At 43.3% G+C, this 22,009-nt stretch carries 17 protein-coding genes; 14 read left to right on the plus strand and 3 right to left on the minus strand.

Annotation, left to right across the window (positions count from 1 at the left end):
• The first annotated feature begins 397 nt into the window (after positions 1–397).
• The 6 genes from SFRI_RS09505 (at position 398) to SFRI_RS09530 (ending at position 7,231) form a co-directional block, all read left to right on the plus strand.
• The gene (locus tag SFRI_RS09505; RefSeq protein WP_011637313.1) at positions 398–2,158 is read left to right on the plus strand and encodes a protein adenylyltransferase SelO; all 1,761 of its coding nucleotides are present in this window, start codon (positions 398–400) and stop codon (positions 2,156–2,158) included.
• A gap of 260 nt (positions 2,159–2,418) precedes the next feature.
• A complete protein-coding gene (locus SFRI_RS09510) occupies positions 2,419–3,069 on the plus strand; it encodes a MarR family transcriptional regulator (RefSeq protein WP_011637314.1) in 651 nt (216 codons plus the stop codon).
• A complete protein-coding gene (locus tag SFRI_RS09515; RefSeq protein ID WP_011637315.1) occupies positions 3,062–3,880 on the plus strand; it encodes a DUF3307 domain-containing protein in 819 nt (272 codons plus the stop codon). Before SFRI_RS09510 ends, SFRI_RS09515 begins: the two co-directional genes overlap by 8 nt.
• Positions 3,881–4,522: 642 nt before the next feature.
• Positions 4,523–5,269, plus strand: a complete 747-nt coding sequence (locus SFRI_RS09520; protein WP_011637316.1) for a (Fe-S)-binding protein — start codon at positions 4,523–4,525, stop codon at positions 5,267–5,269.
• 8 nt (positions 5,270–5,277) lie between these two features.
• Complete coding sequence (locus tag SFRI_RS09525) at positions 5,278–6,666, plus strand: lactate utilization protein B (RefSeq protein ID WP_011637317.1); 1,389 nt, start codon at positions 5,278–5,280, stop codon at positions 6,664–6,666.
• A 1-nt stretch (position 6,667) separates the two neighbouring features.
• The gene (locus SFRI_RS09530) at positions 6,668–7,231 is read left to right on the plus strand and encodes a LutC/YkgG family protein (protein ID WP_011637318.1); all 564 of its coding nucleotides are present in this window, start codon (positions 6,668–6,670) and stop codon (positions 7,229–7,231) included.
• A gap of 310 nt (positions 7,232–7,541) precedes the next feature.
• Here the strand turns inward: SFRI_RS09530 and SFRI_RS09535 are convergent, their stop codons facing one another.
• Complete coding sequence (locus SFRI_RS09535; protein WP_011637319.1) at positions 7,542–8,441, minus strand: LysR family transcriptional regulator; 900 nt, start codon at positions 8,439–8,441, stop codon at positions 7,542–7,544.
• 353 nt (positions 8,442–8,794) lie between these two features.
• Here SFRI_RS09535 and SFRI_RS09540 point away from each other — a divergent pair, with 353 nt between their 5' ends.
• The 6 genes from SFRI_RS09540 to SFRI_RS09565 all read left to right on the plus strand — a co-directional run bounded on the left by SFRI_RS09540 (position 8,795) and on the right by SFRI_RS09565 (position 18,170).
• Positions 8,795–9,439 (plus strand): GntR family transcriptional regulator, encoded by a 645-nt coding sequence (locus SFRI_RS09540; protein ID WP_011637320.1) that lies wholly within the window; start codon positions 8,795–8,797, stop codon positions 9,437–9,439.
• Positions 9,440–9,495: 56 nt separating this feature from the next.
• The gene (gene prpB, locus SFRI_RS09545; RefSeq protein WP_011637321.1) at positions 9,496–10,374 is read left to right on the plus strand and encodes a methylisocitrate lyase; all 879 of its coding nucleotides are present in this window, start codon (positions 9,496–9,498) and stop codon (positions 10,372–10,374) included.
• Between the two features lie 104 nt (positions 10,375–10,478).
• A complete protein-coding gene (gene prpC / locus SFRI_RS09550; RefSeq protein WP_011637322.1) occupies positions 10,479–11,603 on the plus strand; it encodes a bifunctional 2-methylcitrate synthase/citrate synthase in 1,125 nt (374 codons plus the stop codon).
• An 87-nt stretch (positions 11,604–11,690) separates the two neighbouring features.
• The gene (gene acnD, locus SFRI_RS09555; protein ID WP_041412924.1) at positions 11,691–14,282 is read left to right on the plus strand and encodes a Fe/S-dependent 2-methylisocitrate dehydratase AcnD; all 2,592 of its coding nucleotides are present in this window, start codon (positions 11,691–11,693) and stop codon (positions 14,280–14,282) included.
• Between the two features lie 89 nt (positions 14,283–14,371).
• Positions 14,372–15,541 carry a 2-methylaconitate cis-trans isomerase PrpF gene (gene prpF, locus SFRI_RS09560; RefSeq protein ID WP_011637324.1) on the plus strand — a complete coding sequence of 390 codons (1,170 nt, stop codon included), beginning with the start codon at positions 14,372–14,374 and terminating at the stop codon, positions 15,539–15,541.
• A gap of 469 nt (positions 15,542–16,010) precedes the next feature.
• Positions 16,011–18,170, plus strand: a complete 2,160-nt coding sequence (locus SFRI_RS09565; protein WP_011637325.1) for a cation:proton antiporter — start codon at positions 16,011–16,013, stop codon at positions 18,168–18,170.
• Between the two features lie 161 nt (positions 18,171–18,331).
• Here SFRI_RS09565 and bcp read toward each other — a convergent pair whose 3' ends face one another.
• Complete coding sequence (gene bcp / locus SFRI_RS09570) at positions 18,332–18,799, minus strand: thioredoxin-dependent thiol peroxidase (protein WP_011637326.1); 468 nt, start codon at positions 18,797–18,799, stop codon at positions 18,332–18,334.
• Positions 18,800–18,885: 86 nt separating this feature from the next.
• Entirely contained in the window at positions 18,886–19,422 is a 537-nt protein-coding gene (locus SFRI_RS09575) for a glycine cleavage system transcriptional repressor (RefSeq protein ID WP_011637327.1), read from the minus strand.
• A gap of 283 nt (positions 19,423–19,705) precedes the next feature.
• Here SFRI_RS09575 and dapA point away from each other — a divergent pair, with 283 nt between their 5' ends.
• Together dapA and bamC are read left to right on the plus strand one after the other, a co-directional pair.
• Positions 19,706–20,590: a 4-hydroxy-tetrahydrodipicolinate synthase gene (gene dapA / locus SFRI_RS09580; protein ID WP_011637328.1), complete on the plus strand. Its 885-nt coding sequence runs from the start codon at positions 19,706–19,708 to the stop codon at positions 20,588–20,590.
• Positions 20,591–20,594: 4 nt separating this feature from the next.
• The gene (gene bamC, locus SFRI_RS09585; RefSeq protein ID WP_011637329.1) at positions 20,595–21,692 is read left to right on the plus strand and encodes an outer membrane protein assembly factor BamC; all 1,098 of its coding nucleotides are present in this window, start codon (positions 20,595–20,597) and stop codon (positions 21,690–21,692) included.
• The last annotated feature ends 317 nt before the right edge of the window (positions 21,693–22,009 follow it).

Genomic DNA, 22,009 nt, shown 5'->3' on the forward strand with positions numbered 1-22,009 from the left:
GGCAAGGGTGATCCAAGAGGGGATTGCTGTTGATCCCCTTTTGGCCCGTGCAGGGTGGAACCTTGCGATCTAATTCAAACGAAGTTTGATAAATCTGGTGTGGGTGAAACGCCACGACGTTAGTGGCCGCAGGCCATAATTCAGATACCATATATCATATGATGAAATAGATACATTACAGATGCAGCAAGCTAAGCTTTCCATTAGTATAACGAGTCGTTACCATGGGTGTCGGTTCCATCCATTTCTCTCAGGCTCTTTCTAATTATACCGCGCAGGCCTTCGACATATATGCTGACAAGATCCGCTTCCAGAAATCGAACAAATCGAATCATCGTCGACACGATGAACCATCAAGTTGTGAACAACCCTTCGACTCAAACAACAAGGTATCCCTATGACTAATCAACTGTCCCAGCAAACTCCCGTTACTGTCGAGACAGTCGACGATCTCGCTAAATTGGTCAACTACTCATTGATGGACACGCTCAACAGCGATCCTGACGCGACAGCTAATGGCGACGACCACGCGCCGCGACAAGTATTCTCTGGCCACTACGTTCCCGTTAAACCGACGCCGATTGAAAATCCAGAATATGTAGCACACAGCAGCAACTTATTTGCTGAATTGGGTTTTGCTGACAGCATGGCGCAGTCTGCCAATTTTATGAGCTTATTCTCCGGTGACCTGTCGAACGTTCCAGAGCCAATGAGCAAGGTTGGGTGGGCGTGTGGATATGCATTGTCCATTTTTGGTACCGAATACATCCAACAATGTCCGTTTAGGACGGGTAATGGCTACGGCGATGGTCGAGCTGTTTCTGTGCTTGAGGCTGTGATTAACGATAAACGCTGGGAAATGCAGCTTAAAGGCGGTGGCCGCACGCCATATTGCCGCGGTGCGGATGGTCGCGCAGTGCTGCGATCCAGTGTGCGTGAGTTTCTCGCGCAAGAACACATGCACGCGCTTGGCGTACCAACGTCGCGATCGCTGAGTTTGTATGTGTCTAAAACCGAGACGGTGCAGCGGCCTTGGTATTCTGAGGGCTCTAACGCACAAGATCCTGACCAAATGATTAGTGAGGCGGTTGCTATCTCGACACGTGTGGCACCCTCGTTTATTCGGGTTGGCCAACTTGAGCTTTTTGGTCGCCGCGCCCGCACGCAGGAACATCCGCAAGCGATGGCAGAGCTTGAACTGTTGATGTTGCATTTAATTGATCGTGAATACGCTGATGTTATCGACCAAAAACTCACTAACGAACAAAAAGTGCTTTTGCTAGCTCGTGAATTCCGTAGCCGTTTAACTTCATTGATAGCGAACTGGATCCGTGTTGGTTACTGTCAGGGTAACTTTAATAGCGACAACTGTGCCGCTGGTGGCTTTACGCTCGATTACGGCCCGTTTGGATTTTGTGATGTGTTCAATCCACAATATCAACCATGGACGGGTGGCGGGCAACATTTTGCATTTTTGAATCAAGGCGTGGCAGCAGAACGTAATTTCTTGATGTTTTGTACAGCACTAAGCCCATTATTGATGTCTACACCAGATTATCTAGAACAGCTCCAGCAGTTGGTCGATGGTTTTGCCACCGAGATGCAAACAAAGATGGAGCAGATGTGGGCGGCTAAGCTTGGGCTTAACACTTTTGATGCGGCGTTATTTAATGAGCTTGAAACGCTGATGCTGCAAACCCCAGTGGATTACACAATATTCTTCCGTGAGCTTTCGTCGTTGCCTGATGATATTGGTCCACTGAAAAAAAGCTTTTACCGAGACTTAGCGCAAGGCCCACAAGGATTGGAGCAACGCTGGTCTGCTTGGTTAGTACAGTGGCAAACACTATTAGGCACCGAGGGCAATAGCACGATGCTTATTGCAGACGAAAACGCTGACACACAGCCACGTAACCGTGATGATATTATTGCGCAGATGCAACGCGTTAACCCTAAATTTACTTTACGCGAGTGGTTGCTGGTGCCTGCTTATCAGCAAGCCAGTGTTGGCAATTATGCACTCGTTCGAGAATTGCAGAAGGTGATGACCCAGCCTTACGCAGAGCAATCTCAAGAAGTTGAAGACAAATACTATCGACTCAAGGCATCTGAGTTCTTTGGGGTAGGCGGATGCTCGCATTTAAGCTGCTCGTCGTAATGCTGAGATAATCTATCAGCTTTGATTGGTGTCATGCTTTATGCCACTTGAGTCAGGATTGTTATCTAACGTATCTGTCGACTTGCCAGGCATATTATCATTAGCCTAAAGTGGCTAAATGTTTATTTTTAGCCATAAACGGCTAAATCAGCCTGTGTACTATCAATGCACGTAGTCGTTATTAGCCAAAAATGGCTAAGCTTGCATTATTAGCCATTTTTGGCTAAATTGGTCTAAGTCTGCAAACAAAGGAGCGTTATGTGGAGCCTACCAATAAACCTATAGCCGTGATTGTTGGCGATGTTGTTGACTCAACAAAGCTAACCTCTGCGCAGTTTGAGCTACTACTTAAACAGATCAAATCTATCCAGTCTTGGATTAGCGAGGGGCATAGCGAAAATGCGCACAGTATTGAGCGCGGTGATGAGTTTCAGTCTGTCGTGCATGATATTGAAAATGCGTTGAGATACACCGTTATATACCGGATTGGTATTAAGGCGCTTGGTAAAGCATTTGATAGCCGGATTAGTTTTGCAATTGCGGCAAATGCCGATTTACGTGAGTCGGTGTCGGAGTCGATGGGGCAAGCATTTGTGCTGTCTGGCCGCGGACTCAGTGGCCTTAAGAATGACCGATTATTGTTTAGCTCCGATAGCATCGCTCTCACTGAGTATTTTGACTTACTGTTTAAGTATCTTGATAAGCAACTTAACGACTTAACTGCGCGCCAATGTGAAGTGATGTTGCCAATGCTTCGAACCAATGAGGATTTGTCGATTAGTGAGTTAGCTGACATGCTTGATGTGGCTACAGCGACTGTTAGCAAGTCACTTAAAGCGTCTGGTTGGCCGTTGATCCATGAGTTAAATTGTCGGTTTATAAAGAAAGTCGCGGGGCTCAAGTATGTTTGATTTTTTCAGCGTGCTCATTCCATTTTTATTAATTCACACCATCTGTGACTTTTATCTTCAGACCGATCGGTGGGTAGAAGCTAAAAAAGCTCGCACTTACCGTTCACCTGAGTTGTACCTTCACGCGACTTTACAGGGCGTTGCATTATTAGTGCCTGCGATGGCACTAGGAATTGATTGGCGTTCAACGGTTTGCTTAATCGTTATTGTCGCGGTAAGTCATTTTATTATCGATTTATGGAAGGTCACTACACCAAAGGGAGATAAGTTAGCCTACTTTGTTATTGATCAGGCTTTGCATGTTTCGGTACTGGCTGCGATTGCTTTTCATGTCGCAGATGGCGCATCGATTGAGGCAGTGTTACAGCATGAACGTTTCTCCGATGGCGTGTTGGTGGTGTTTGCTTATGTACTCATTCTAAAGCCAACTTCAATTGTGATTGGCGCTGTGTTGAATAAGTATCCCATCGTTAACTCAGCAATGGATACTGACACAGACGCCGTTACCGACACCGATGGTGTTGCAGAACCTGTTAGTGATAAGACAGCAAATGTGAGCGGCCTTGTTGCGGGTGGCGAGTTGATTGGTTACCTAGAGCGATTATTAATACTGACGTTTATGTTGGTGGGCAGCTATGCCGCTGTGGGTTTTGTATTAGCCGCTAAGTCGATATTCAGATTTGGTGAGTTAAATCAATCAGCCAATCGAAGCATGACTGAGTATGTACTGATTGGCTCACTGATCTCTGTGGTCATCACAACCTTAATCGGGGTGCTTGTCTCATTGGGTGTAGGTATAAAATTTAAGTGAAAAACCATAAAAAAAGGCCTCTATATCAATAGAGGCCCAATAATCTTATTCAGATTTAAACTGATACCTTTAATCAGCCTTTATCCCCATTCCCATAGCAGATAGAGGCTGAGTAAAGTCACCAAGCATTGAGTAGACATTTGATTGCGACTCAAAGCCATCAACCAAACAACGCCAAAGTGTGTACCAAAAATCGATAACGTCAGTTAGATATAAGTTATTAAAAACGGGGGATGTTTCCGACGTTATCCATCACATGAGTGTGCTTAACCTCAACCATTCTGACAATATAAAAACACCAAACTGCGACACAATGTCGCAGGCTACCGACTTGAATTAATGAACAATGTTAACTACTGGTTGCCATTCATCGATGTATACCATGGTGTTGCACTTATTTATTGCAGATTCATCTGTGAGCATCGGTTTTTGTCGTTATTGATGTGAGCTTTTGGTGCTGATGAAAGTGTTTTTAGATCAAAAGTGAAAAAGTCTGCCGCGATATTTGCTTAATTAGCACTACATTTTATAAGGGTATAGGCATACATTGATAACTCGATAATGAGTCGTTAGCCATTGCTGAGTTGATTTTAAACTCACTCAGATGATGTGTAATAACGCGCCTGGGGATAATACCAACTTATGAAAATAGCACTATTTATACCGTGTCTAGTGAATCAAATGATGCCAGAAGTGGCCATTGCAACGCTGACATTATTAGAAAAGTTAGGCCACCAAGTCATATTTCCTGCTGGGCAAACCTGTTGTGGTCAGCCGATGACAAACTCGGGGTGTTTTGATGAAGCAAAAAACACCACCCTTAAATTACTCAACGCTTTTAAAGGTGTCGATTGTGATGCCATTGTGTGTCCTGCTGCCAGTTGTTTGGTGGCGGCTAAAGAAAACTTCCATGAGTTTGATGGCAGCCAAGAAGCCCAAGAGGTTATTAGTAAGCTTTATGAGTTAACGGAGTTTTTGCACGATATTGCCCCAATTAAAGCATTCGCCCGCCCTGTAGCGGCCAAAATAAGCATGCAAATGAGCTGTCATGGTATTCGTATGCTTAATTTAGCGACGCCGACAGAGCAAATGGGTAAACAACGCTTTAATAAAGTGGAAGCGGTATTGGGTAACATTGCCGGGCTCGAGATTGTCTATCCTGCTCGTATTGATGAATGTTGTGGTTTTGGCGGCACGTTTGCGGTTGATGAAGGCGCGGTGTCGGCCAAAATGGGTAAAGATAAAGCTCAAGCTCATGCGGCAACTGGGGCTAAGTATGTCGTGGGGTTTGATCCTTCATGCTTGCTGCATTTAGATGGCATGATCCGTCGTCAAAAATTACCGATTGAAACCCGTCACATTGCCCAAATCATTAATGATGCTTTATAGGAGCCACTATGACCGAACTATATACCGCATCGGGTTCTAAGGTGCATGCCCATAAAGCTGATATTTTTTGTCGCGATGAAACCCGAGTTGATTGGCATTCTAAAGCCCTGTGGGCATTACGTGAAAAACGTGATCGCGCTGCAGGCAGTTTACCTGAATGGGAACAACTAAGGCTGCTTGGCTCGCAACTCAAACTGCATACTTTGAGCCATTTAGCCCAGTACCTTGAGCAATTTGAACAACAATGCTTGAGTAATGGCATTAAGGTGCATTGGGCTAGCGATGCCCAGCAACACAATGAAATTGTTCATGGGATTTTAGCGAAACATAAGGTTAAAAAACTGGTTAAATCAAAATCTATGTTAACCGAAGAATGCCACATGAATCCGTATTTAGAACGCCACGGCATTGAAGTGGTTGATACCGATTTAGGTGAACGAATTATTCAGCTCGCCAATATGCCACCTTCGCATATTGTGGTGCCCGCTATACACATGAAAAAAGAGGAAGTGGGCGAGTTATTTCACCAACAGTTAGGCACTAAAGCGGGTGAGTCTGATCCGCTGTATTTAACCCGTGCTGCTCGCGCGCATTTAAGAGAGAAATTCCTTACTGCAGATGCTGCCATGACCGGTGTCAATATGGCGATAGCAGACCAAGGTGCGATTGTTGTGTGTACCAACGAAGGTAATGCAGACATGGGCGCTAACTTGCCTAAGTTGCAATTGCACTCGATGGGCATCGATAAAGTGGTTCCTGATATGGATTCTGTTGGGGTGTTGTTGCGTACATTAGCCCGTAATGCCACAGGGCAACCTATTACCACTTATTCATCATTTTACCGTGGCCCACAAGAGGGCGGCGAGATGCATGTGATCATTGTTGATAATGGTCGCACTGAGATGATGAAAGACAAAATTTTAGCTGAGTCGTTGAAGTGTATTCGTTGCGGCGGCTGTTTAAATACCTGTCCTGTGTATCGCCGTTCAGGCGGTTATAGCTACAACTACACGATTCCTGGTCCTATTGGTATTGCGGTAGGTGCTAAGCATGACGATACCAACTCAATTCCTTGGGCCTGTACGTTATGCGGCAGTTGTACTTATGTGTGCCCAACGATGGTGCCGTTAGATAAAATTATTGCCCATCATCGTCGTTTGAAAGCAGAAGCTAAGAGGTTGCCGTATGGCAAAGGTGGCTATATGCCGTTAGTGGGCCGTTTTATGGCTAATGAAACCTTAATGAATACGTCTATGTCTGCAGCAAGATTAGCACTGCGAGTATTACCGGGGAGTTTACTCAAGCCGTTTAGTGGTGCATGGGGTAAATACCGTGAGTTGCCTGTCGCGCCAGAGTCTAGCTTTGCCAGCTGGTATAATAAGAATCGGAGTCGTTAATATGTCGAATAAACACACTATTTTATCTGCACTAAAGCAATCGGCTTTGGATCAACATGCTATGCCTGCCATGGATGTTGTTGCTAATAATGATGATCTTGTTGGCCAATTTAATGCAAGTTTGAACACAGTAGCAGGCACGCTGCATAGTGAAGGCGGTTTAGCAGCGTTACAACAGGCTGTAGATGAATTGATCCAACAAAATATGCAGGTGATCTCGTTATTGGACGGTATTAAAGGTAATCGCCAAGTGCCTGAGACCGCTCACGATCTGGCTGATATTGATTATGCCGTGATCCCTGGCGATCTTGGTGTGGCCGAAAACGGCGCTATTTGGGTTAATCAACCCAGTCATCGAGTAACGCCTTTTATTTGTGAAAACCTGATATTGGCATTGGCCAAAGACAATATTGTCGCCAACATGCACCAAGCGGTTAAACAAGTGGCACTACAGCCAGGCGAATTAGGATTATTTATTGCGGGTCCGTCTAAAACCGCTGATATTGAGCAAGCATTAGTGGTGGGGGCTCATGGTGCCTGTAGTTTAAATGTGTACTTATACTAGACATTAGTGGCTAGTGATTAGTCGCCATCTGTTAGTTGCCAGTGATGTCATTGACTGAGTGTTTCAGTTGATGGCATCACGTTAACCTATAGCGATATTAATCGAACCACTTAAGTTAGAGTAATCTGCTATTAATCAAAATTTTCAGTTTCATATTCCAATTAAAATTCAACTTCCAATTCCAATTCAACTTCGAATGTAGATTTAACTTTCACTTCAAACTCTAAGCATCTAAGCATCTAAGCATCTAAGCATCTAAGCATCTAAGCATCTAAGCATCTAAGCATCTAAGTCTCAAAAATCGAATCGATTAGAACAAGTCGAAGATAGTGGCAGCACGTTGCTGAATAAACTCAATAAACAATTTTACTTTTAAGGGTTGTTGACGACGTTGATGATACAAAATACTGATACGTCGATGCTCACCAGCCCAATCCGCTAGCACAGGCACTAGCTCTTCATTCAATAGTTGTGGTTTAACAAATAATTCTGGCCCATATAAAATCCCGCCATCACCGACAGTTGCCCGTATTGCGCCGTGTAAATCCCCTAGGGTTAATTTAGCGGGTCCATCGTAATAATATTGTTCACCACTGTGATGTTTTAAGGTCCAGTTAAACAGCGGCCACACTTTAATTAACTGATAATCAACCAGCTGCTTTGGGTGGCGAAGCTCAATGAGTTGCTTGGCATACTCAGGTGATGCATACAGGCCGTAATTTAATACTCCCAACGATGTTGATACCCAAGATGAGTCCGGTTGCGCGCCACCGACAATGGCGACGTCGACTCCTTCATCTATCAAATCAATGGTGCTGTTATTTTGGGTGATGTGCAGTTGAATGTGCGGATGTTGTTTGGAAAAGTCATTGATGGCCTCAATTAATATCATCGAGGTTATCGAAACGGGTGTCGATATTCGTAGGGTGCTTTGCGGCTCATTAATAGTTTGACCACAAATACGATCAAATTGCGCCACCACATTATAATAACGGTCAAATAACGCACCACCTTCTTCAGTTAATCGAAGTTTACGGGTACTGCGCATTATCAATTGAGTATTGAGGCTTTGTTCTAATTTACTGATCTTGCGGCTAACAGTGGCAATGGGCAACTTTAACTCTTGTGCTGCAGGTGAAAACCCACCGGCATTAACGACATGGACAAACAAATGGATCAATTCAAGTTGGCAGGCTAAATGTTGGCTCATCAAGAGACCCTTATTGTATTTATTGTTCTATTTATTGTTGGATTAATCGATGTCTCAATCACTTTATAAAGATGAGTGTAACCCAACATAGTGTCTACAGATAGCGGAGTAATCATCGAACCACAATGGCGTGATGAGTCATACCGTGGCGGCTAATATTAGCATGGGCTGACTTAAGGTTTATTGAGTGGTGTCATAAATTGGTAATAGCTAACGCTTTATGATGAAATGGAATAATTGTCGACAAAAAGTGCCTTTCGGGGTTGTTATACGATTTAAAGGTGCTATATTGTCGACAACTTGTTTTGTTTAGCTAATTCTTAATGTCAGTTTTTATTATTCAAGGTATGAATATGATCCAGCCGATTACTTCTGCAGATAAGACTTTTGTAGCCCTTAGAGACGATATAGTCGAAGGTCGTATTCAGGCTGGCTCAAAATTGAGCGAAACTGAATTGTCGACAAAGTATGCCGTGAGTAGAGCCGTGATCCGTGAAGCCATTAACCGCTTAGAGTCGTGCCATATTGTTGAGCGTAAAGCCAACGTAGGCGCTCGTGTGGTGGCGTTATCTCCGCAAGGCTTGATAGAGCTGTATCAAGTGCGTGAATCACTTGAAGGCATGGCGGCACGTTTAGCGGCAAAGAACATGACTGATGATGAAATCGCTGATTTAAACCATTTATTACAATCCCACTTTGACGAGGTCAAAGGGGGCGAGTCTTATTATCAAGAAGCCGGTGATGTTGATTTTCATTATCGGATTATTTTAGGCAGTAAAAACAAACACCTAATTTCAATGCTGTTTGATGGAATTTACCATTTAGTGCGCATGTATCGCGTACAACTTGGCATGGCGGGTCCGCGTGTGACCACCGCTTATGATGAACACAAACACATTGTTCAGGCCATTTTAAATCGTGATGCAGAATTAGCTGAAATGCTGATGCGTCGCCACATTATGTATTCTAAAAATAATATCGAACACAAATTATCGTAATGTCTTGCGTGTGGCGTGTTACGCCCACGGTCATAATTGCATATAAGGAAAATATCATGAGCGCAGGTAAAAAATTTCGTCAAGCATTAGCTAATAACAAACCACTGCAAATTGTCGGTACCATTAATGCTTATGCCGCCATGATGGCCAAGCAAATTGGCCATCAAGCCATTTACTTGTCTGGTGGCGGTGTGGCTAACGCCTCTTATGGTTTACCCGACTTAGGCATGACATCACTCAATGATGTACTGGTTGATGTGCAACGAATTACTTCAGCCTGTGATTTACCTTTGCTGGTGGATATTGATACGGGTTGGGGCGGGGCATTTAATATTGCCAAGACCATTCGTGACATGGAAAAGGCCGGTGCTGCAGCGGTACACATGGAAGACCAAGTGGCGCAAAAGCGTTGTGGTCATCGACCAAATAAAGAAATAGTGCCAGTAGAAGAAATGGTAGACCGCATTAAAGCGGCGGTTGATGCCCGTACCGACCCAGATTTTTTCATCATGGCGCGTACTGACTCGTTTGCTCAAGAAGGGTTAGAAGCCGCTATCGAGCGTGCTAAAGCGTACGTGGCAGCCGGTGCAGACGGTATTTTTGCCGAAGCAATTAAAACAGAAGAGCATTATCGCGCCTTTGCTGAAGCATTAGATGTGCCTATTTTGGCTAACATTACTGAGTTTGGCCAAACTGAATTATGGAATAAGCAACAATTAGGCGAGTGGGGCGCGGCAATGGTGTTGTACCCATTGAGTGCATTCCGTGCGATGAACAAAGCGGCTGAAAATGTTTACAGTGCTATTTTAACCGATGGCGACCAAAAAGCAGTGGTAGATACCATGCAAACTCGTATGGATTTATATGACTATTTGGGTTATCACGATTATGAACAAAAATTAGACAGCTTATTTGCCGAAGGTAAAAATAAATAACGGCCTCAGTACGACAGCAAGACTCGATTACAACTAAAATAACAATACCCTACAATCGCGATTTAGCACGGCTAAATCGTGAAAAGCATAAGAAGGAAGATATCATGGTAGACAAGAAATTATCAGGCGCAGGATTACGCGGTCAGAGTGCTGGCGAAACAAAATTATGTACAGTCGGTAAATCAGGTTCAGGCCTAACGTACTGCGGTTACGATGTCTCTGATTTAGCTGATAACGCTACCTTTGAAGAAGTCGCTTATTTATTATTTAACGGCGAGTTACCAAACCAAGCTCAGCTAACTGCATATAAAGCAGAATTGAAAGCGCAGCGTGATTTACCTGATGCACTAAAAGCGGTATTAAAATTAATTCCTGCTGATGCTCATCCAATGGATGTTATGCGTACTGGTTGCTCGTTTTTAGGTAACCTTGAGCCAGAAGTCGATTTTACTCAGCAACACAAAGCGTCGAACCGCTTATTAGCCGCATTTCCGGCCATCATGTGTTTTTGGTACCGTTACACTCATGACGGTGTAGAAATTGATTGCACCACCGATGAAGATTCTCTGGGTGGACATTTTCTTAAACTGCTTCGCGGTGAAACGCCGTCAGCGCAACATCGCCGTGTAATGGATGTGTCGTTGATTTTGTATGCAGAGCATGAGTTCAACGCATCAACCTTTACCGCGCGTGTATGTGCTTCAACATTATCGGATATGTATTCTTGTGTTACTGGTGCGATTGGTTCATTACGTGGCCCGCTGCACGGTGGCGCTAACGAAGCGGCGATGGATATGATCCAAAAGTTCAGCTCGCCAGCTGATGCTAAAGTGCAAATGGCATTGATGTTAGAACGCAAAGAAAAAATCATGGGCTTTGGCCATGCTATTTATAGCGAGTCTGATCCACGTAATGTGATTATTAAGAAGTGGTCTGAAAAGCTGGCTCACGAAAACGGTGATACCTCGCTATATGACATTTCTGTCGCGTGTGAAGAGTTTATGTGGGACACAAAAAAATTATTCTGCAATGCAGATTTCTTCCATGCCTCTGCTTATCATTTTATGGGTATTCCAACTAAGTTATTTACGCCAATCTTCGTTTGTTCACGTTTAACCGGTTGGGCGGCACATGTAATGGAGCAGCGATCGAACAACCGCATTATACGTCCAAGTGCAGATTATGTGGGCAGTGAGCCTCGTAAAGTGGCGCCTATCAGCCAACGTTAATCAGCATGCCGAGTCTCATTATGATGACTCGGCTTTTTTCGATATAGATTAGCGCTTATTCCTTTCATGTTTATTGTGGATGAAGTTATGAATACTCAATACCGTAAAGCCTTACCTGGCACCCAATTAGATTATTTTGACACCCAAGAGGCTGTTGATGCGATTGAGCCTGGTGCCTATGCCAAACTACCTTATTGTTCTCGTGTGTTTGCCGAGAACCTAGTTCGTCGTTGTTCGCCAGATATGCTTATTGATTCGCTAAAGCAGCTGATTGAGCGCAAAAGTGACCTTGATTTCCCGTGGTATCCGGCCCGTGTGGTTTGTCATGATATTTTAGGTCAAACTGCATTAGTCGACTTAGCAGGCCTGCGTGATGCGATTGCTGAAAAAGGTGGCGACCCCTCAAAAGTGAACCCAGTAGTACCGACTCAATTGATTGTCGATCACTCGCTGGCTGTAGAGCATGCTGGTTTTGAAAAAGACGCGTTTGAGAAAAACCGCGCCATTGAAGACCGCCGCAATGAAGACCGTTTCCATTTCATCAATTGGACCAAAACGGCATTTAAAAACGTTGATGTTATCCAACCGGGTAACGGCATCATGCATCAAATTAACTTAGAGCGTATGTCGCCTGTAGTACATTCGCTAAATGGTGTCGCGTTTCCTGACACATTGGTAGGTACCGACAGCCATACACCTCATGTAGATGCATTAGGTGTTATTGCCATTGGTGTGGGCGGCTTAGAAGCTGAAAGCGTCATGCTCGGCCGTGCATCTTATATGCGTTTACCAGAAATTGTCGGTGTTGAAGTAACGGGTAAACCGCAACCTGGTATTACCGCTACCGATATAGTGCTGGCGTTAACGGAATACTTACGTGCGCAAAAAGTGGTGTCATCGTATCTTGAGTTTTATGGCGAAGGTACCACCCATTTAACCCTTGGCGATCGCGCTACTATTACTAATATGACGCCTGAATACGGCGCTACCGCGGCGATGTTTTATATCGATAGACAAACTATCGATTATCTAACGTTAACTGGCCGTGACGACGCGCAAGTTAAACTAGTTGAAACCTATGCCAAGCAAGCGGGTTTATGGGCTGATACGTTAACGAATGCTGTGTATGAACGTGTATTACACTTTGACTTGTCATCTGTTGGTCGTAACATTGCAGGCCCGTCTAACCCACACAGTCGTGTACCGACATCTGAATTAGCGGCGCGTGGTATTAGTGGCGTGGTTGAAAACGAACCCGGTAAAATGCCCGATGGTGCAGTGATTATTGCTGCGATTACCAGTTGTACTAACACCAGTAACCCACGCAACATGATTGCTGCCGGTTTATTGGCTCGCAATGCCAATGCCCGTGGATTATTACGTAAACCTTGGGTGAAATCATCGCTTGCGCCTGGCTCTAAAGCAGTGCAATTGTATTTAGAAGAAGCAGGTTTATTGCCTGAGCTTGAAAACTTAGGGTTTGGCATTGTCGGCTTTGCCTGTACCACGTGTAACGGCATGAGCGGCGCGCTTGATCCGGTTATTCAACAAGAAGTGATTGATCGCGACTTATACGCTACTGCAGTATTGTCGGGCAATCGTAACTTTGATGGCCGTATTCATCCTTATGCTAAGCAAGCATTTTTAGCATCTCCACCTTTGGTTATTGCTTACGCCATTGCCGGTACGATTCGTTTTGATATTGAAAAAGATATTTTAGGCATCGATAACCAAGGTCAAGCGGTTACGTTGAAAGACATATGGCCAACCGACGAAGAAATTGATGCAGTTGTTAAAGCAAGCGTTAAGCCTGAACAATTCCGTAAAGTGTATGAGCCAATGTTCGACATTAAAGTCGAGTATGGTACTCACGTAAATCCACAATATGATTGGCGTCCGCAAAGCACTTATATTCGCCGTCCACCTTATTGGGACGGAGCATTGGCGGGTAAGCGCACCATGAAAGGTATGCGTCCATTAGCAGTGCTTGGAGACAACATCACCACCGATCATTTATCGCCATCAAATGCGATTATGCTCGACAGTGCCGCAGGTGCATATTTACACAAAATGGGCTTGCCTGAAGCTGACTTTAACTCTTATGCCACTCACCGTGGCGATCACTTAACTGCGCAGCGTGCCACCTTTGCTAACCCTAAACTGTTTAACGAAATGGTGCAGGAAAATGGCAAGGTTAAGCAAGGATCACTTGCGCGCATAGAACCTGAAGGCCAAGTCACTCGCATGTGGGAAGCGATTGAAACCTATATGGAACGTAAGCAACCACTGATTATTATTGCTGGTGCAGATTACGGTCAAGGTTCGTCACGTGACTGGGCTGCAAAAGGCGTGCGCCTTGCTGGGGTTGAAGTGATTGTTGCTGAAGGCTTTGAGCGTATTCACCGCACTAACTTGGTGGGTATGGGCGTGTTACCGCTTGAGTTCACTGCAGGTCATAATCGTCATACTTATCATATTGATGGCACGGAAACCTACGATGTGGTGGGCGAACGCAAACCGGGCGCTATGTTAAATGTGATTATGACTCGTAAAAATGGTGAACAAGTGACCATTCCGGTTAAGTGTCGTGTTGACACTGCCGAAGAGTTGTCAATTTATGAAGCGGGTGGTGTATTACAACGTTTTGCTCAGGACTTTTTAGCTAACGAAACCAAGTGATTATTTGATTTTGTGCCTTATTTAACCGGCAGCTTATAAGCTTATTGCTAGGTTGCCGGTTTGGTCTTTTGTTATTTTAGGAATATGTGATGGCTCATTTACCACAAATGAAAATTCCAGCGACTTATATGCGCGGCGGCACCAGTAAAGGGGTTTTTTTCAGCTTAACTGACTTGCCTGCGGCTGCTCAAGTGGCAGGCGCAGCCCGCGATGCAATATTATTGCGGGTTATTGGCAGTCCCGATCCTTACGGTAAACACACCGATGGGATGGGTGGAGCAACGTCAAGTACCAGTAAAACGGTTATCTTATCTAAAAGTACTCAAGCTGATCACGATGTTGACTATTTATTTGGTCAAGTATCGATTGATAAGCCGTTTGTTGATTGGAGCGGCAACTGCGGTAATTTAACTGCAGCGGTGGGTTCATTTGCCATTAGTAATGGTTTAATCGATCCAAGCCGAGTGCCTGAAAATGGCACCGCAATCGTGCGTATTTGGCAAGCCAATATTCATAAAACCATTATTGCTCATGTCCCTATTACCAACGGCGAAGTGCAAGAAACCGGTGATTTTGAACTTGATGGTGTGACGTTCCCCGCAGCTGAAGTGCAAGTAGAGTTTTTAGACCCTGCTGATGGTGATGGTGCTATGTTTCCTACTGGTAACGTGGTTGATGAACTTAACGTACCTGGCGTAGGGACCTTTAAAGCGACCATGATCAATGCGGGCATTCCAACGATTTTTATTAATGCTGCCGATATTCAGTATCAAGGTACTGAGTTGCAAGATGACATTAATAATGACGATAAAGCCTTAGCCATGTTTGAAACCATTCGGGCTTATGGTGCAGTAAAAATGGGCTTAATTAAGCATATTGATGAAGCGGTAGCCCGTCAACATACCCCTAAAGTGGCTTTTGTTGCACCTGCTGCGAATTATATTTCTTCCAGTGGCAAAGCGGTTAATACTGATGATATCGATCTGGTCGTGCGGGCATTGTCTATGGGTAAATTGCACCATGCGATGATGGGCACTGCTGCGGTGGCGATTGGCACTGCTGCTGCGATTCCTGGCACATTAGTTAATTTAGCTGCTGGCGGCGGTGAGCTGAGTGCAGTTCGTTTCGGCCATCCATCTGGCACTTTACGTGTAGGTGCGCAAGCAGCATTAGTACAAGGTCAATGGCAAGTTAAAAAAGCCATTATGAGCCGAAGTGCGCGAGTATTAATGGAAGGTAAGGTGAGCATTCCACAATAATTACGTTATATGTATGTTATTAATAAAACCTCAGCTTTTGCTGAGGTTTTTGCTTTTAGATAATTAATAGATAAAAAACAATCGATTAGAGTCTAAATTAATGTTGCCATTTGCTGAAGTAATTCAGATGTATATGTTAAAAATATGCAAAAGGTATAAAATGTGATATTGGTCAAAAAAATTCTTGATCCTACTGTTAAATTAGTATGTTATATGCAAAATTTTGTCAGCTGTTTTTAATGGGCTCAAACATATATGCATCAGTTAACTATGTCCCTATGATGAAATAAAAAGAAAGATCAGTAAGTTTTATCGATTAACAGAAATAGATTAATCGCAATTAATGATTTGGCTGATTAAGTTGTTGTAAACAGTCAAGTTGAATGCATTTAGAGCACGATATTAACGTGAGTCGCATTGCTTATTAAGTTAGTCATTAGCAATGATAGCAATACAAAAGGAAACAATTATGGTTGAACACATTACAGGCATGCTGGCATTAATCGGTGTGTTATCGCTTTTGTGTCAATGGGTTGGTTGGAAATTACGTCTACCAGCAATTTTACCACTTTTATTATGTGGTTTACTGTTAGGGCCAGGATTAGGGATATTAGACCCAGATGAAATCTTTGGTGATTTATTGTTTCCTATTATTTCGTTAGGTGTTGCGGTCATCCTGTTTGAAGGTGCGCTGACACTTAACTTTAAAGAAATTAAAGAACATGGACGAATGGTGACCCACCTTGTCACCATCGGCGCATTTATTACCTGGGCGTGTATTGCACCAGCAGCGCATTTTTTGCTTGGGTTTGATTGGGCAATTGCCATGTTATTTGGCGCACTAGTAGTGGTGACAGGGCCAACCGTGATTGTGCCTATGTTACGCACGGTGCAACCAAAATCCAATTTAGCCAGTATATTGCGCTGGGAAGGCATCGTTATTGATCCCATCGGTGCATTATTAGCGGTACTAGTATTTGAGTATATCGCCGTTACAGCCGACCCGACCACGCACGTATTGACTGCATTAGGCTTAACCTTAGTGCTTGGTTTTGGTCTAGGTGCTGCAGGCGGTTACTTAACGGGTTTAGCTATCCGTAAAAACTTATTCCCACATTACTTACGTAACACCGCAGTATTAACCATTATGTTGGGCATTTTTGTTGGCTCTAACATTTTACAAGAAGAGTCTGGCTTGTTAACGGTTACGGTAATGGGTATTTGGTTAGCGAACATGCGCGGGGTTGATATTGCCGACATTTTGGAATTTAAAGAAACCTTAACCGTACTACTGATTTCAGCGTTGTTTATTCTGTTGGCCGCACGCCTTGATTCTGGTGCAATGCTGGACCTAGGATTTGGTGGTGTAGGGGTGCTATTAGTAGCGATGTTTGTCGCACGTCCATTAAGCATTTGGATTTCAGGCTTAGGCACCAATTTGTCGTCAAAAGATAAGTGGTTTTTAAGTTGGGTTGCGCCACGCGGTATTGTTGCAGCAGCCATTTCATCATTATTTGCCATTAAACTAGAGTCGGTTGGCTTAGAAGGTGCCAGTTCGATTGTACCGTTAGTATTCTTAATTATTATTGGTACCGTGGTGATTCAAAGCTTAACGGCCGGTCGTTGGGCTAAGTTTTTAGGTGTGAAAGAGGGCTCTAATCAAGGGGTGTTAATCTTTGGTGCGTCTAAATTCTCACGTGATTTAGCTTCTATTTTAATCTCGAAAAATATTAAGGTTATTCTAGCTGACAACAACTGGGACAGTATTCGCCAAGCGCGCATGGAAAATATTCCGGTGTACTTTGGTAACCCGGCGTCAGAGCATGCATCTAATTTTATGGATTTAAGTGGTATTGGCCGAGTGCTTGTGATGTCGCCTTACCGTCAGTTAAACCCGTTGGTGACATTCCATTTCCAAGATTTAATGGGCACCGAAAAAGTGTATGGTTTAAACAATGCTGACAGCGCCAGTGCTCGTCATCAGTTGTCTGAATCTTATCTTAAGCGCTTATGTTTGTTTGGTGAGAACATATCTTACGCCAAAATTGCCACCTTAATGGCCAAAGGCGCGGTATTGAAAATCACCAATATAACTGAAAACTTTACGTATGATCATTTCAAAAAGCGCTACGGTGACACTGCTATGCCATTGGTTTACTTAACCAAAGAAGGCAAGGTTAAAGTTATATCAGGCGTTGAAGCGATTGTGCTACCTGTGGGCATAGAGTTAATTAGCTTATTGCCACAAGAAGCGCAAGACCAAGCGGTTATTCAGCGCGCATTAGATGACGAAGCCGATCGCCAAGCCAAAATAGTGGCAGAAGCTGAAGCCAAAGCGGCCGCTGAAGCCAGAGCTGTTCGTGAAGCAGAAGAGGCTGAGCAACGCATCATTGAAAAAGCTCGTCGTAAAGAAGAAGAGTTAGCGCAATTTGAGCAACAAGAAAAAGCCCGCTTATTAGCTGACGAAGAGGCTGCATTAGTTAAGCAAGAAACTGCTTTGTTAGCCAAAGAGTTAGCCGCACAAGAGAAGGCTAAACAAGCTGCAAGCGCTACAACTGAGTCGAGTGATGCAGAGACTTCAGCCGATGAAGAAAAGCCACAGCAGCCAAGCGACACTAAAACGGTATAGATTCTAAAACGGTATAGAGACTAAAATAGTGTGAACGTTAGCGCTTAGGCGTTAACGATTTTTCTTAATAGTCTTACTAAAAAGGGCTTAGCAATTTATTGCTAAGCCCTTTTTTATTATTACGTTATAAGCGTATAAGCAAGGTGTTCACCTTGCTTCAATTACTCAGCTAACGTGGCCAGAACCACTTCGTGGTGATCTTTGGTTTTGAATTTATTCAACACATGGCTGATTTTGCCATCTGTACCCACGATAAAACTTAAGCGATGAATGCCATCGTAAATTTTACCCATGAATTTTTTCTGTCCCCATACGCCAAAACCATCAGCAACCGCATGGTCTTCATCACTGAGCAAAGCGAAGTTGAGCTGTTGTTTGTCGGCAAACTTAGCCAGTTTAGCAACAGGGTCTGGGCTAATGCCAAATACGGTCACGTGTAAACCATCAAGTTGTGCTTTGATATCGCGCAGGCCTTGTGCTTGCACTGTGCAACCAGGAGTTGATGCTTTAGGGTAGAAATACACTAGCACAGGGCCTTTAGACAATGTGTCTTGCAGTGATACCGCTTCGCCTGCTTGGTTTTGCAGGGTAAAGTTTGGTGCAGTATCACCAACGTTTAATGTGTTCATGATTGATCCTTTATCAAATGTGATGTGGATATTACGTGACTAGCACGTACAAGGTTCACATCAATGAGAGGTGACTGTAGTAATTATTATGGCGCTGCAATGCCTTGCATACGCTTAATTGTGCACTCTAGAGACATAGACTCTGCCAGCTCATGAATACCTTGTTCAAGTTTCAATAGATTGATTTTATCAGGAATATTGATCGCTAATAAAATAGACTGAGTTTTAAGGTTGTCGTTGTCATCAGCGTGAGAGCGCACTGCCGCTAAGTCGAGGCCTCTTTCGGCCAAAAACTGAGTAATGCTCTTCATGGTTCCGCGTTGGTCTTCACCATTGAATATCACTTCAATACGAGAAACAAAGTTTTTGGGAGTATGTTTGGATGTTCGCTTCATGACGGTCATGAGTTCAAGTTCAACACTCAGCGCCGGTAATAAACTTTCTATTTTTGTTATAGCTGACCAAGAGCCAGATATCATCATAATTAGGGTAAATTCATTACCAAATAATGCCATACGACTGTCGACTATATCGCAATCACATTCGCTTGCTAAACGCGCTAAACGACTTACTAATCCTGGACGGTCAGCGCCCATTGCCGTAACGACCAGATAATTGGTCATGGATTTTCCTCACTTTTGATATCGTAGAGCGAAAACTTATGCCGAAGCATGTCAGTTTTTGTGCGGGTGCTAATGCTATCATTTTTCACTAAAACACCTCAATATAGTAACCTATATCACTCACATAAATGTGATTATTTTTTAGCGCTATGGCTTCAAAGATGCTAGGTTACGCTGCATTAAATAGCATTAATGACTTATTTCAGATTATGGTTACCGAAGAGCTTGTCATTAGTGGTTGGCATCAGTAACATAGCGAATCCTGAAACCGTGGGGAAGATAGATGATAAACGGAAGCATCGTAGCCTTAATCACACCAATGAATAGTGATGGCACAGTAGATTATGCAAGTCTTGAACGACTTGTTGAGTTCCATATTGAACAAGGTACTGATGCCATAGTCGCGGTCGGTACTACAGGCGAGTCTGCAACTTTGCCTATGACAGAACATGCGGCCGTTGTTTGCCAAACTGTTAAGTTTGCATCAGGTCGTATTCCTGTCATTGGTGGTAATGGCGCCAATGCCACTGCAGAAGCAATCGAATTAACCAAATCAATGCAAAAATCAGGTGTTGTCGCCATGCTTGGCGTAACCCCTTATTACAATAAACCAACGCCTAAGGGATTAATTGCCCATTATACGGCCGTTGCTGCAAGTACTGACATTCCTCAAATTCTTTATAATGTGCCAGGTCGTACTGCTGTTGATATGAAACCAGAAACTGTGGCTGAATTATCAAGTGTCAGTAATATTATTGGTGTAAAAGAAGCCACGGGTGATTTAAGCCGCGTTGCACGTTTGCGTGAACTGTGTGGTGAAGATTTCTTACTTTACAGCGGTGACGATGCCACAGCACGTGAGTTTTTATTACTCGGTGGTAATGGTGTTATCTCAGTTGCAAATAATATCGTTCCACATGCGTTTAAAGCCATGTGTGATGCTGCGTTAGCCAAAAATGCACAATTAGCTGAAACAATCGATCAACCATTAACGGGTATTTATCGCTCGTTATTTTGTGAAGCCAACCCAATTCCAGTGAAATGGGCTGTTCATAGAATGGGTTTGATAGCTAATGGTCATATTCGTTTACCTTTAACTGAACTTTCTGAGCAGTTTCATGGTCTGTTAATAGAAACAATGAAACAAGCTCATATTGAGGTAAAATAAATTCATGTTAAAGAAAGTCACTCCGTTACTCCTTGTTGCAGCTGTTTCAGCTTGCAGTACGCCATTAGATCGCCGTCAGGCCAATGGTAATGATGATTTCGTTAATGCTGAAACAACGCCATTATTGACGATCCCACAGGGCTTGAATACGCCTACTTACAGCAAAGAATATGACATTCCTGTTGTAGGTAATAACGTAAATAAGCAGCTTGTAGGCAAGAATCTTGATATTCGTGCGCCATTACAAGTATTGCCAATGGCTGAAGGCACACACATCGAAGAAAGCAGTGATAGTATTCGTGTCGTGATTGAATCGATTGAAAGCACTACTGATTTAAAACAAGAAATCTTTGATGTCATCAATGGCTATCTAAACAAAAATAATATAGCTGTTCGTAGCGAAGACCTTACCGCTGGCTTTATTGAAACTGATTGGATTGAAAATGATGAAATCATCGAATCTAATTGGTGGGGCAGTGACAAAGTTTATCAACTACGTCAACGTTACCGTTACCAAGTGGACGTGAAGCCACATGGTCGCTCTGGTTCTGTGTCAATTGATTTAGTTGAGCATCAAGAGTTTTACGATGATAAAGATCAAAAAATCTTATTAAGCGGTGAAGACAAACGTCGTTACACCACTGATATGCTTAACAATGCTATTGCTTATATGAGCATTAAACGTGATCAAGCTATCCGTGCTGCACGTATTGAGCAAAGCCTTGGTATTAAAGTTGATTTAGTGACTAATGCTACTGAATCTGCTTATTGGTTGGCCGAGGCAAATTATAAGTCGGTATGGGAGCGTTTACGCTTAGTATTACCGGAAATGGGTTTTGATGTTGTTGATACTGATAACAGCAAAGGCCTGTTTTATATTAATTTAGAAGAAAGCGGTGGTTTCTGGAGCTCTTTGTGGAGCGAAGAAAAGTTGTCATTGAAAAAAGGCAATTATCGTTTACTGCTTAAAGAAACTGATGATGTTAATCAGACTAAAATATTGTTACATGATGTAGAAGACAAGCCACTATCGGATGAGTCTATTACCGAAGTGTACAAAATTATCTCTGACTTAATGCAAGAAGACCGTAAAGTTCGCTAAGGTTTAAAATTAAGTTATTAAGCATGAAAGAGACGCATGGAGCGTCTCTTTTTATTTTGTTCACTGGTAAACAACAATGGTATAAACATAAATTTTTATGCTATTCAATAGGACGCTGTTCAGCTCCTATAAACTCAGTTTGAATTAACCTTTTACAAGTAGTATCCCTAACATACTGACTACATTGTTGAGTAATCACAATATTAGGCAGTGCCCATTTCAACAGTGAACACTCTTAATCTGGGCAGCGACAGAATCTGAAGCCCAATACGATTTGTCACAGCATGTGTCGAACAGTTTTGATGTCCATTGTTTAA

Source organism: Shewanella frigidimarina NCIMB 400 (assembly GCF_000014705.1).
In the GTDB taxonomy this organism is placed as follows: Bacteria; Pseudomonadota; Gammaproteobacteria; order Enterobacterales; family Shewanellaceae; genus Shewanella; species Shewanella frigidimarina.

Bases quoted from the DNA above. Each gene is read 5' to 3' on its own strand.
- SFRI_RS09505 (WP_011637313.1), top strand. From the start codon at position 398: ATGACTAATCAACTGTCCCAGCAAACTCCCGTTACTGTCGAGACAGTC.
- SFRI_RS09515 (WP_011637315.1), top strand. From the start codon at position 3,062: ATGTTTGATTTTTTCAGCGTGCTCATTCCATTTTTATTAATTCACACC.
- SFRI_RS09520 (WP_011637316.1), top strand. From the start codon at position 4,523: ATGAAAATAGCACTATTTATACCGTGTCTAGTGAATCAAATGATGCCA.
- SFRI_RS09525 (WP_011637317.1), top strand. From the start codon at position 5,278: ATGACCGAACTATATACCGCATCGGGTTCTAAGGTGCATGCCCATAAA.
- SFRI_RS09530 (WP_011637318.1), top strand. From the start codon at position 6,668: ATGTCGAATAAACACACTATTTTATCTGCACTAAAGCAATCGGCTTTG.
- SFRI_RS09535 (WP_011637319.1), bottom strand. From the start codon at position 8,441: ATGAGCCAACATTTAGCCTGCCAACTTGAATTGATCCATTTGTTTGTC.
- SFRI_RS09540 (WP_011637320.1), top strand. From the start codon at position 8,795: ATGATCCAGCCGATTACTTCTGCAGATAAGACTTTTGTAGCCCTTAGA.
- prpB (WP_011637321.1), top strand. From the start codon at position 9,496: ATGAGCGCAGGTAAAAAATTTCGTCAAGCATTAGCTAATAACAAACCA.
- prpC (WP_011637322.1), top strand. From the start codon at position 10,479: ATGGTAGACAAGAAATTATCAGGCGCAGGATTACGCGGTCAGAGTGCT.
- acnD (WP_041412924.1), top strand. From the start codon at position 11,691: ATGAATACTCAATACCGTAAAGCCTTACCTGGCACCCAATTAGATTAT.
- prpF (WP_011637324.1), top strand. From the start codon at position 14,372: ATGGCTCATTTACCACAAATGAAAATTCCAGCGACTTATATGCGCGGC.
- SFRI_RS09565 (WP_011637325.1), top strand. From the start codon at position 16,011: ATGGTTGAACACATTACAGGCATGCTGGCATTAATCGGTGTGTTATCG.
- bcp (WP_011637326.1), bottom strand. From the start codon at position 18,799: ATGAACACATTAAACGTTGGTGATACTGCACCAAACTTTACCCTGCAA.
- SFRI_RS09575 (WP_011637327.1), bottom strand. From the start codon at position 19,422: ATGACCAATTATCTGGTCGTTACGGCAATGGGCGCTGACCGTCCAGGA.
- dapA (WP_011637328.1), top strand. From the start codon at position 19,706: ATGATAAACGGAAGCATCGTAGCCTTAATCACACCAATGAATAGTGAT.
- bamC (WP_011637329.1), top strand. From the start codon at position 20,595: ATGTTAAAGAAAGTCACTCCGTTACTCCTTGTTGCAGCTGTTTCAGCT.